Annotated in this window: 12 protein-coding genes and 1 other annotated feature; of the genes, 8 read left to right on the top strand and 4 right to left on the bottom strand. The window is 55.9% G+C overall.

The window, feature by feature from the left end:
- The first annotated feature begins 5 nt into the window (after positions 1-5).
- Positions 6-335: a trp operon repressor gene (gene trpR / locus ACUTSW_RS15685; RefSeq protein ID WP_004949979.1), complete on the top strand. Its 330-nt coding sequence runs from the start codon at positions 6-8 to the stop codon at positions 333-335.
- A gap of 18 nt (positions 336-353) precedes the next feature.
- On the opposite strand, the gene yjjX is transcribed toward trpR, so the two are convergent.
- Complete coding sequence (gene yjjX, locus ACUTSW_RS15680) at positions 354-893, bottom strand: inosine/xanthosine triphosphatase (protein WP_004949980.1); 540 nt, start codon at positions 891-893, stop codon at positions 354-356.
- Between the two features lie 111 nt (positions 894-1,004).
- On the opposite strand from yjjX, the gene gpmB reads away from it, so the two are divergent.
- Positions 1,005-1,652, top strand: a complete 648-nt coding sequence (gpmB, locus tag ACUTSW_RS15675; protein WP_013811434.1) for a 2,3-diphosphoglycerate-dependent phosphoglycerate mutase GpmB — start codon at positions 1,005-1,007, stop codon at positions 1,650-1,652.
- Here the strand turns inward: gpmB and robA are convergent.
- Positions 1,649-2,518 (bottom strand): MDR efflux pump AcrAB transcriptional activator RobA, encoded by an 870-nt coding sequence (gene robA / locus ACUTSW_RS15670; protein ID WP_004949984.1) that lies wholly within the window; start codon positions 2,516-2,518, stop codon positions 1,649-1,651. The two genes, gpmB and robA, sit on opposite strands and share 4 nt — an antisense overlap.
- A 343-nt stretch (positions 2,519-2,861) precedes the next feature.
- On the opposite strand from robA, the gene creA reads away from it, so the two are divergent.
- Positions 2,862-3,341, top strand: coding sequence for a protein CreA (gene creA, locus ACUTSW_RS15665; protein ID WP_004949986.1), 480 nt, complete (start codon positions 2,862-2,864; stop codon positions 3,339-3,341).
- Positions 3,342-3,387: 46 nt separating this feature from the next.
- On the opposite strand, the gene arcA is transcribed toward creA, so the two are convergent.
- Complete coding sequence (gene arcA, locus ACUTSW_RS15660; RefSeq protein WP_004949989.1) at positions 3,388-4,104, bottom strand: two-component system response regulator ArcA; 717 nt, start codon at positions 4,102-4,104, stop codon at positions 3,388-3,390.
- A 631-nt stretch (positions 4,105-4,735) separates the two neighbouring features.
- Between arcA and ACUTSW_RS15655 the strand changes: the two genes are divergently transcribed.
- The 5 genes from ACUTSW_RS15655 to thrC all read left to right on the top strand — a co-directional run bounded on the left by ACUTSW_RS15655 (position 4,736) and on the right by thrC (position 10,469).
- Positions 4,736-5,422: a tRNA/rRNA methyltransferase gene (locus ACUTSW_RS15655; RefSeq protein ID WP_006323532.1), complete on the top strand. Its 687-nt coding sequence runs from the start codon at positions 4,736-4,738 to the stop codon at positions 5,420-5,422.
- A gap of 194 nt (positions 5,423-5,616) precedes the next feature.
- A complete protein-coding gene (thrL, locus tag ACUTSW_RS15650) occupies positions 5,617-5,703 on the top strand; it encodes a thr operon leader peptide (protein ID WP_071531426.1) in 87 nt (28 codons plus the stop codon).
- Positions 5,642-5,760, top strand: a sequence feature (Thr leader region). (Overlaps the previous gene by 62 nt.)
- A 25-nt stretch (positions 5,761-5,785) precedes the next feature.
- Positions 5,786-8,245, top strand: coding sequence for a bifunctional aspartate kinase/homoserine dehydrogenase I (gene thrA, locus ACUTSW_RS15645; protein ID WP_445584814.1), 2,460 nt, complete (start codon positions 5,786-5,788; stop codon positions 8,243-8,245).
- Position 8,246: 1 nt separating this feature from the next.
- On the top strand, positions 8,247-9,176 hold the full coding sequence (gene thrB / locus ACUTSW_RS15640; protein ID WP_004949998.1) for a homoserine kinase: 930 nt from the start codon (positions 8,247-8,249) through the stop codon (positions 9,174-9,176).
- Between the two features lie 3 nt (positions 9,177-9,179).
- Positions 9,180-10,469 carry a threonine synthase gene (gene thrC / locus ACUTSW_RS15635; RefSeq protein WP_004949999.1) on the top strand — a complete coding sequence of 430 codons (1,290 nt, stop codon included), beginning with the start codon at positions 9,180-9,182 and terminating at the stop codon, positions 10,467-10,469.
- 58 nt (positions 10,470-10,527) lie between these two features.
- Here thrC and yaaA read toward each other — a convergent pair whose 3' ends face one another.
- Positions 10,528-11,301 (bottom strand): peroxide stress protein YaaA, encoded by a 774-nt coding sequence (yaaA, locus tag ACUTSW_RS15630; protein WP_062791352.1) that lies wholly within the window; start codon positions 11,299-11,301, stop codon positions 10,528-10,530.
- Positions 11,302-11,375 lie beyond the last annotated feature (74 nt).

Raw genomic sequence — 11,375 nt, 5'->3', positions numbered from 1 at the left:
TTGCCATGACGCAATTATCGCTTAACGATCCGGCTCTTTCAGAACAAGGCAATGAGGATTGGCTGCGCTTTGTCGCGCTGCTGCAAAATTCGTTCGCTCAGGAGCTGCACCAGCCCTTGATGCAACTGTTGCTGACGCCGGATGAGCGCACGGCCTTAGGCACGCGGGTACGGATTATTCAGGAACTGATGCGCGGTGAGATGAGCCAACGGGAACTGAAGAACGAACTGGGGGCGGGAATTGCCACCATCACTCGCGGTTCGAACAGCCTGAAAGCGGCGACGCCGGCGTTGAAACAGTGGCTGGAGCAGCAGTTGCTGGGCGATGCGCAGTAGCGCCGCGCCCGGAATGGGTTATTTATTCGGCGTGCCGTTGTGGCTTTGGTAGACAGGATTGTGAAATGGCACCAGCGCCAGCAGCAGAGCCTGATGATAAACGCTGGTGCGGCTCAATCGCCCATCGGTAAAGATGCCGATAGCGCCACCCTGGCGCTTCACGTCGACATTGCCGGTGATGGCCGCCATCTCCGTGCCCAATTCGCGGCCGGCGCGAATTCCCTGTAAAATTATCTCCGGCAGCATCAGGCTGGCTGAGCGCGATTCGCCGCGAGTATGCGGGCTTTCCACCGTCATCCAGGCGAAGGTCATATTCTCTTCGATGCCTGCTTCCACGCCGACCCAAAAGTCGGCCTCCGGGCGAACCTGACGGGCTTCCATTACGCGCTGGCGTGCGCCGGTGCGGGTCTCGTGATTGCCTATCGGTTGCAGTGAGACGCCGCTGGCGACGTCGACAGATTCAATGCGACATTGGCCCGCGCCAAAGGTGTCATCAAAGGCCAACTGAATAGCCTTGATCTTTGCCGGGTTGGTAGTTGCAGCGACAACATGATACATAACGGGTTTGGCATCCTTAAGCTAAGAGCCTATTCACTGCGTCAGAGGCTTGCGTAAGCCGCTTCTGACGAAGATAAACTCAGGTTTCACGCAGTATAACGGAAAAGCAAAATGTTACAGGTATACCTCGTTCGCCACGGCGAAACGGAATGGAATGCGGCTCGCCGTATCCAGGGCCAGTCCGACAGCCCGTTAACCGCCAAGGGTGAACATCAGGCGCATCTGGTTGCCCGGCGTGTCAGCAAAGAGGGCATCACGCACGTTATCACCAGCGATCTGGGGCGTACCCGTCGCACTGCGCAAATCATCGCGGAAGCTTGCGGCTGCGAGGTGATTAACGATCCACGTTTGCGTGAACTGCATATGGGGGTGCTGGAAGAACGCCTGATCGACAGCCTGACGCCGCAGGAAGAGCAGTGGCGTAAACAGATGGTCGATGGCACTGCTGACGGCCGCATCCCTCAAGGTGAATCCATGAACGAGCTGGGCGAACGGATGCGTGCCTCGCTGGAAAGTTGCCTGATGTTGCCTGAAGGCAGTAAACCGCTGATTGTCAGCCACGGTATTGCCCTGGGCTGCCTGATCAGCACCGTGCTCGGGTTGCCGGCCTATGCCGAGCGCCGCCTGCGTTTGCGTAACTGTTCGTTGTCGCGTGTTGATCATCAACAGAGCCCATGGTTGGCTTCCGGCTGGATCGTGGAAACGGCGGGCGATGTCACGCATCTGGACATGCCCGCGCTGGACGAACTGCAGCGTTAACGGCGGATCGGGATCAGGTAGTCGCAGTTGATCTCGGTCGGCGGTTGGGGTGGCCGACGGTCACCCTTGGGGTAAAAGCGCTCGATGTCGTGCCCTTTACGGCGCGTCAGTTTGAGCGCCGGCAGGCAGGTGCCATACAGCGTCAGGATAAAGTCCTGCAAACCGGAAGCCGGCCCTTCATAGCTGAACATCGCATATTCACCGCCCTGCAACACCAGCGGCTGGCCTTCCTGAACTTTATCCGGCACGTGGTGCGGCTCCAGTGCCGTGGTGTACAGCACTTCCTGTTCGTCGTCTTTTTCCTGGCTCGGGCGTGAATGGTGCAACCCGTAGAGTACCGGTGGCAGCGTCTCGGCTTCGCCCAGATATTGGCGCCAGAACTGTGAACGCAGCTCGGTACGGAAGTTGGAGATTTGCTCCAGCGTGCAAGAATAGCTTTGCGTCAGGCCAATCAGGTGCTGTTCCGGCAATGTGACGAATTCAGGCTGAGGCAGGGTGAAGGCACCTAGGCGGATTGGCGGACAGATGCCGAACGCGTTCCAGTCTTCGGCACGGCGATACAACGCCGGCGTTTGCGCAAACTGTTTTTTAAACGCGCGAGTGAAGGTCTGCTGCGAGTCGAAGCGATACTGCAAGGCGATATCCAAAATCGGTCGGCTGGTTAAACGCAGCGCCACCGCAGCTTTAGACAGTCTCCTTGCCCGGATATATGCGCCGATGGCGTTACCGGTAATATCTTTGAACATCCGTTGCAGATGCCATTTAGAGTAGCCCGCTTTTGCCGCCACGTTGTCCAGCGACAAGGGTTGGTCCAAATGGCTTTCCAGCCAGCTAAGCAGATCACGAATGATACCGGCTTGATCCATAGATCTTCCTCGTAGAGCTTTAGGGTAGGAACCCGAACTGTTTATTCATTACGCAGGTGCTTGCGCTATCAGACCAATCCATGAGCCATTTTGCGTAGCACTCTTTGCTTCTTGCAGCACGTTGCGCAAGAGTTGGACAGGGGCACACCTTAAACGGGCGCAAAGAAATAACGACGCCGCATAATAGCAATTTTTTTCCTCCGAGACTCTCAAAGATTTTTTTCACGCTCTGTGCTAGAAAGAGGAGTGCGGACCAGAAAAATCCCGATTCTGTGACCTAAGACATAAACAATATTGATCGCTGAGCCTGTTTTTCCAGGTGGTAGCTCTTGGAGTTAAGTGAATGAAAAAAGGATGGATATTTTTGTTTGGTTTAGTTTGCGCAACGGTAAACAGCGCGCAGGCTGAACAAGTAGGGTCGGTCGATACGGTATTTAAACTCTTTGGTCCGGACCACAAAATTGTGGTGGAAGCGTTCGACGATCCGGATGTTAAAAATGTAACTTGTTATATCAGTCGGGCAAAAACCGGTGGCATCAAAGGCGGCCTGGGATTAGCGGAAGATACGGCGGATGCGGCTATTTCCTGTCAACAGGTGGGGCCGATTACCCTGAACGATAAAATCAAAAACGGCAAGGCGGAAGGGACGGTGGTGTTCCAGAAAAGGACGTCGCTGGTATTCAAAAAGCTGCAGGTGGTGCGTTTCTACGACGCTACCCGCAATGCGCTGATTTATCTGAGCTATTCAGACCGTGTGGTGGATGGTTCACCGAAAAATGCGCTGAGCGCGGTGCCTATCATCCCTTGGGGTGAGACGAAATAAAATCAGGGGTTCAAATGAACCCCTGACGTTTTTAACGCGGGAGAGATTACTCTTCCAGATCGCCGCAGAAACGGTAGCCTTCACCGTGAATGGTGGCGATGATTTCAGGCGTATCCGGCGTTGATTCGAAGTGCTTGCGAATGCGGCGAATGGTTACGTCTACGGTACGGTCGTGCGGTTTCAGCTCACGGCCGGTCATTTTCTTCAGCAGCTCGCCACGGGATTGGATCTTGCCCGGGTTTTCGCAGAAGTGCAGCATGGCGCGGAATTCGCTGCGCGGCAGCTTGTATTGTTCGCCCGCCGGGCTGATCAGTGAGCGGCTATTGATGTCCAGCTCCCAACCGTTGAATTTATAGCTTTCTACCAGTCGACGTTCTTCGCCGACGCTGCCCAGGTTCATGGTGCGAGACAGCAGGTTGCGTGCGCGAATGGTCAATTCACGCGGATTAAACGGCTTGGTGATGTAGTCATCAGCGCCGATTTCCAATCCGAGGATCTTATCCACTTCGTTATCGCGGCCGGTCAGGAACATCAGCGCGACGCTGGCCTGTTCGCGCAGTTCACGCGCCAGCAGCAGGCCGTTTTTGCCTGGCAGATTGATGTCCATGATAACCAGATTGATATCATTTTCAGACAGGATGTTGTGCATCTCTGCACCATCATTGGCTTCATGAACAACGTAGCCTTCCGCCTCGAAAATGCTCTTCAGGGTGTTACGAGTGACTAACTCGTCTTCGACAATCAGAATGTGCGGGGTCTGCATATTTGCTACCTAAAATTGCCAACAAAATAGAAAATAGGAAGTACAGAAGTCTTTGCTTTCTTAGACGAGGGCAGAGATAGCGCTCACGTTCCCTCTTACCAAATGACTAAAGTACGTAAACTCGTTCTTGATGCACTTTCCATCTAATGTCAACAAGATCGCTAGCTTGGTGGGGCGGTTATTCCTTACACCCCAAAGGTGCCAAAACGGCGGATATCCTAACCCTATTAACAGCAATATAACAGTGCGTGCCGAATTCATCACCCAACAAAACTACGCTTTGTTGACATATATCAAATTCAATTGTAGCACGTTAACAGTTTTGTGAAAAACACTTACAGAACTGCCAGCTTAAGTCACAGAACCACAAATTCTGTGTACGATTCAGCATTGTTGCGCTTAATAGGTTACAATTATGGGCTTATTGATAAGAATGCTATTTTAACGTATTGATTAATAAGAACAGTAAAACATAAGTGGCAATAATATCTATTCCACTCTATTTATCCGTTAAAAAACCTATTTATACATCTCTGTAGCAATTTTTGGGATTTTTGTTGCGCAGTTGTAAATATAATCAGACTATCCCGAACAGTCAAAAACTCGCGATTCCTCTTTCTGTGGAGTATTGATGCAGCTTCATATTGTTTTAGTGGCTCCGGCACGGCCGGAAAACGTCGGCGCCGCAGCGCGTGCAATGAAAACCATGGGATTCACCTCGTTGCGCATCGTCGACAGCGAAGCGCACCTGCAGCCGGCAGCGCGCTGGGTCGCTCATGGGGCGGGGGAGATCCTCGACGGCGTGCAGACTTTCGCCACCTTGGCTCAGGCGTTAGCGGACGTGGACTTCACCGTAGCCACCACGGCCCGCAGCCGTGCGCGTTTCCATTATTACTGTACGCCGCAGCAACTGTTGGGGCAATTGGGCGAGCGCAGCCAGTGGGTGAATCAGGCTGCCCTGGTATTTGGCCGCGAAGATTCCGGCCTGACCAATGAAGAGCTGGAACTGGCCGATCTATTGACAGGCGTACCTATGCAGGCGGACTACCCTTCGCTGAATCTCGGCCAGGCGGTCATGGTGTATTGCTATCAACTGTCGGAACTGATGAACGTCAGTGCGCCGCAGGAGACGATGGCCAATGAAGGGCAGTTGCGGGCATTGCGTCAGCGCGCCGAAGGATTATTGGGCGCGTTGGGGGTCAGCGATGACCAAAAATTGCGCGATTGGCTGCATCAGCGGCTGGGCGTTCTGCCACAACGGGATACGGCGATGTTGCACAGGTTGCTGCATGACATCGAAAAAAAGCTCACAAAGTGATACCTGCAAGCTCTGGTCATTATGCAGTGTGATCCACTGCAAAACTGCCTTCAGGTTGTTTTTTTGTTCTGCCATTTGGCTTTTCTGCTATCGCATTGCCCACTCGCCAAGCGGGGCGGAAAAGGGGCAAAAACAAGAAATAATTTGACTTGGGAAAGCGATTGCTTTAACCAATAGAGGGGACAGAGTATTTAATGAGACAGACAGAAAAAATGCGAAACATCAGCCTGAATATCACAATTATTACCACCACCGAAACCACAGGTAACGGGGCGGGCTGACGCGTACAGGAAACAAAAGAAAAAAGCCCGCACCTAAACAGTGCGGGCTTTTTTTTCGGCTTAAATTCGGGAGAGATCAGAAATGCGAGTGCTGAAATTTGGCGGAACTTCGGTAGCGAATGCAGAACGTTTTCTGCGCGTTGCCGACATCATGGAAAGTAACGCACGTCAGGGACAGGTAGCCACGGTATTGTCCGCGCCTGCAAAGATCACCAACCACTTGGTGGCGATGATTGAAAAAACGGTGGCCGGGCAAGACATTCTGCCAAATATGAGCGATGCGGAGCGCATCTTCGCCGACCTGCTGAGCGGCCTGGCGCAGGCTCTGCCAGGTTTCGAATACGATCGCCTGAAAACCCTGGTCGATCAGGAGTTCGCCCAACTGAAGCAGGTGCTGCACGGCGTAGCGCTGCTGGGGCAATGCCCGGACAGCGTGAACGCGGCGATTATCTGCCGTGGCGAGAAGCTCTCCATCGCCATCATGGAAGGCGTATTCCGCGCCAAAGGTTTCCCGGTGACGGTGATTAACCCGGTAGAGAAACTGCTGGCGCAGGGGCATTATCTGGAGTCGACCGTAGATATCGCCGAATCCACGTTGCGCATCGCCGCAGCGGCTATCCCGGCGGATCACATCGTGCTGATGGCCGGTTTTACCGCCGGTAATGACAAGGGCGAACTGGTGGTGTTGGGCCGTAACGGTTCCGATTACTCTGCTGCCGTACTGGCCGCTTGTCTGCGCGCCGACTGTTGCGAGATCTGGACCGACGTAGACGGCGTTTATACCTGCGACCCGCGCACCGTGCCGGACGCCAGGCTGCTGAAGTCGATGTCGTACCAGGAGGCGATGGAGCTTTCTTATTTCGGCGCCAGCGTGCTTCACCCCCGTACCATCACACCGATTGCCCAGTTCCAAATCCCTTGCCTGATCAAAAACACCTCCAATCCGCAGGCCCCCGGCACGCTGATCGGCGGTGAAAACGTGGATAGCGATACCCCGGTGAAGGGCATCACCAACCTGAACAACATGGCAATGATCAACGTCTCCGGCCCGGGGATGAAGGGCATGGTCGGCATGGCCGCGCGGGTGTTCGCCGTGATGTCGCGCACCGGTATTTCGGTCGTGCTGATTACCCAATCCTCTTCCGAATACAGCATCAGCTTCTGCGTGCCGCAGAGCGAGCTGCAGCGTGCGCGCCGTGCGCTGGAAGACGAATTCTATCTTGAGCTGAAAGACGGCTTGCTCGAGCCGCTGGACGTGATGGAGAAGCTGGCGATTATCTCTGTCGTGGGCGACGGCATGCGCACCTTGCGCGGCATCTCGGCCCGCTTCTTCTCCGCGCTGGCGCGCGCCAATATCAACATTGTCGCCATTGCCCAGGGCTCGTCGGAGCGTTCCATCTCGGTGGTGGTCAGCAACGATTCCGCCACCACCGGCGTTCGCGTCTGCCACCAGATGCTGTTCAATACCGATCAGGTGATTGAAGTGTTTGTCATCGGCGTCGGCGGCGTCGGCGGTGCCTTGATCGAGCAGATTTATCGCCAGCAGCCGTGGCTGAAGCAAAAGCATATCGATCTGCGCATCTGCGGTATCGCCAATTCCCGAGCCATGCTGACCAATGTGCACGGTATTGCTCTGGAGAGTTGGAAAGAGGAACTGGCCGCGGCTAAAGAACCGTTCAATCTGGGCCGCCTCATCCGTCTGGTGAAGGAGTATCACCTGCTGAACCCGGTGATTGTCGACTGTACCTCCAGCCAGGCGGTTGCCGACCAATACGCGGATTTCCTGGCCGATGGTTTCCACGTGGTGACGCCGAACAAGAAGGCCAACACCTCGTCGATGAACTACTATCAACAGCTGCGCACCGCCGCTGCCGGCTCACGCCGCAAGTTCCTGTACGACACCAACGTCGGCGCGGGTTTGCCGGTTATCGAGAACCTGCAAAATCTGCTGAATGCCGGCGACGAACTGACGCGTTTCTCCGGTATCCTGTCCGGTTCGCTGTCGTTTATTTTCGGCAAGCTGGACGAAGGCATGTCGCTGTCGGCGGCGACCCTGGAGGCCAAGGCCAAAGGGTTCACCGAGCCGGATCCGCGTGACGATCTTTCCGGCATGGACGTGGCCCGCAAGCTGCTGATCCTGGCCCGCGAGGCGGGTTACAAACTGGAACTGGGGGACATTGAGGTCGAGTCGGCGCTGCCGCCGTCCTTTGACGCTTCCGGTGATGTGGAAACCTTCCTGGCGCGCTTGCCGGAGTTGGATAAGGAATACGCGCGCAACGTGGCTAACGCCGCCGATCAGGGTAAGGTGTTGCGCTACGTCGGCGTGATCGAAGATGGCCGCTGTCAGGTGCGCATTGATGCGGTAGACGGCAACGATCCGTTGTATAAAGTGAAGAACGGTGAGAACGCCCTGGCCTTCTACAGCCGTTACTATCAGCCATTACCTTTGGTGTTGCGCGGCTACGGCGCCGGTAATGATGTGACTGCGGCGGGGGTATTTGCCGACCTGTTGCGCACACTGTCATGGAAGTTGGGAGTTTAATATGGTTAAGGTGTATGCACCGGCCTCAATTGGCAACGTCAGCGTCGGCTTCGACGTTCTGGGTGCAGCGGTGTCTCCGATCGACGGCACCCTGTTGGGCGATTGCGTCAGCGTGGAAGCCGCCGAAACGTTCAGCCTGCAAAACGCCGGCCGCTTCGTCAGCAAACTGCCTGACGATCCGAAAGAAAATATCGTCTACCAGTGCTGGGAGCGTTTCTGCCAGGAGATAGGCCGGCAGATCCCGGTGGCGATGCGGCTGGAGAAAAACATGCCGATCGGTTCCGGGCTGGGCTCCAGCGCCTGTTCGGTGGTCGCCGGATTGATGGCGATGAATGAATTCTGCAATCGTCCGCTGGACAAAATGACGCTGCTTGGCCTGATGGGCGAGCTGGAAGGCCGCATCTCCGGCAGCGTGCATTACGACAACGTGGCGCCATGCTACCTGGGCGGCCTGCAGCTGATGTTGGAAGAAGAGGGGTTCATCAGCCAGGAAGTGCCCTGCTTTAAAGATTGGTTGTGGGTGATGGCCTACCCGGGCATCAAGGTGTCCACCGCCGAAGCGCGCGCTATCCTGCCTGCGCAGTACCGCCGTCAGGACTGCATCAGCCATGGTCGCTATCTGGCGGGCTTTATCCATGCCTGCCATACCCAGCAGCCGCGTCTGGCAGCCAAATTGATGCAGGACGTGATTGCCGAGCCGTACCGCACCCGCCTGCTGCCGGGCTTTGCCGACGCGCGCAAGGCCGCGCAGGACATCGGCGCTCTGGCTTGCGGCATCTCCGGCTCCGGCCCGACGCTGTTCGCCGTCTGTGACGACGGCGCCACCGCACAACGCATGGCCGACTGGCTGACCAATCACTATCTGCAAAACGACGAAGGTTTTGTTCATATTTGCCGTCTGGATACCGCAGGCGCACGACTACTGGGATAACGCATGAAACTGTACAACCTTAAGGATCACAACGAGCAGGTCAGCTTCGCACAGGCGATCAAACAGGGCCTGGGCAAACAGCAAGGGCTGTTTTTCCCGCTGGATCTGCCGGAGTTCGAACTGACCGAAATCGATCACCTGCTGGAGCAGGACTTTGTCACCCGCAGCACCCGCATCCTGTCGGCGTTTATCGGCGATGAAGTATCGGAAGAGGCGCTGCATAAGCGCGTGGCGGCGGCGTTTGAATTCCCGGCGCCGGTTGCGCCAGTAGAAGACGACATTGCCTGCCTGGAGCTGTTCCACGGCCCGACGCTGGCATTCAAAGACTTCGGTGGCCGCTTTATGGCGCAGATGCTGGCGGAAGTGGCGGGCGATCAGCCGGTGACTATCCTGACGGCGACCTCCGGCGATACCGGCGCCGCCGTGGCGCACGCTTTCTACGGCCTGAAGAACGTACGCGTGGTCATCTTGTATCCGCAGGGCAAAATCAGCCCGCTGCAGGAAAAACTGTTCTGCACCCTGGGCGGCAATATCCACACCGTGGCGATCGACGGTGACTTCGATGCTTGCCAGGCGCTGGTGAAACAGGCCTTTGACGATCAGGAGCTGAAAGAGGCGCTGCACCTGAACTCGGCAAACTCCATCAATATCAGCCGCCTGCTGGCACAGATTTGCTACTACTTCGAAGCGGTGGCGCAATTGCCGCAGGAAGCGCGCAATCAACTGGTGATCTCGGTGCCAAGCGGCAACTTCGGCGATCTGACCGCCGGTCTGCTGGCCAAGTCGCTGGGCCTGCCGGTGAAGCGTTTTATCGCCGCCACCAATGCCAACGACACCGTGCCGCGCTTCCTGACCAACGGTCAGTGGCAGCCGCACGCTACGGTCGCGACGCTGTCGAATGCGATGGACGTTAGCCAGCCGAACAACTGGCCGCGGGTGGAAGAGCTGTTCCGCCGTAAAATCTGGCAGTTGAAAGATCTGGGCCACGCTACGGTGAGCGATGAAACCACCAGGGACACCATGCGGGAACTGGCGCAATTGGGGTATCTCTCAGAACCGCATGCCGCGATCGCTTACCGCGCTCTGCGCGATCAACTGCGGGAAGGGGAGTTTGGTTTGTTCCTCGGCACCGCGCATCCGGCCAAGTTCAAAGAGAGCGTAGAAGAGATCCTCGGCCAGGAGTTACCGCTGCCGAAGGCGCTGGCGCTGCGTGCCGATTTGCCGCTGCTGTCCCACAGCCTGCCGGCCGGTTTCGCCGAGTTGCGTAAATTCCTGATGGCTCTGCCGGCCTGAAATCGCCCAGCCTAAAAACGAAAGCCGTCATTGCGACGGCTTTTTTTTGCGTTCTTTTTTACTGTTCGGGGCGTTTGAACACCAGTTCATTGCCCTGGGAACCGGCTTCGTCAAAGACATAGCCTTCCAGGTTAAAATCCACCAATTGCTCGCGCTGCGTCAGGCGGTTTTTGATGATAAAGCGGCTCATCAACCCACGCGCTTTTTTGGCGTAGAAACTGATCACCTTATATTTGCCGTTCTTCTCGTCGAGAAATACCGGTTTGATCAGCGTGCCGTGCAGTTTGGCCGGTTTCACCGACTTGAAGTACTCGTCGGAAGCCAGATTGACCACCACGTCGTCACCCTGTTGTTCCAGCGCTTCGTTCAACTTTTTGGTGATCTGCTCGCCCCAGAAACTGTACAAGTCCTTGCCCTTGGGATTCTCCAGCCTGATGCCCATCTCCAGCCGATAAGGCATCATCAGATCGAGCGGGCGCAGCACGCCATATAAGCCGGACAGCATCCGCAGGTGCTGCTGGGCGAAATCAAAGTCCTCTTCGCTGAAGTCCTGCGCCTGCAGGCCGGTATACACATCGCCTTTAAACGCCAATAACGCCTGGCGGGCGGTGTCTGGGGTGAATTTAGGCTGCCAGTCGCTGAAGCGAGCGGCATTCAGGCCGGCCAGTTTATCGCTGATGCCCATCAGGCTGGAGATTTGCGCCGGCGTCAGCTCGCGGCAGATTTTGATCAGTTGCTTCGACTTGTCCAGCAATTCGGGCTGCGTGAAGCGTTCTGTCGCCAGCGGGCTTTCGTAATCAAGGGTTTTTGCAGGTGAAATAATAACGAGCATGGCCAGATCCTGTTTATCCAAGAGCGGATACTGTAGCAAAAAGCGCGAGAAAAAGGGGCAATGGGTCTGATAGG

This window comes from Serratia sp. TSA_198.1 (genome assembly GCF_052686505.1).
The sequence above is the reverse complement of the archived record's forward strand: the minus strand, read 5'-3'. Positions and strand labels throughout refer to the sequence as shown.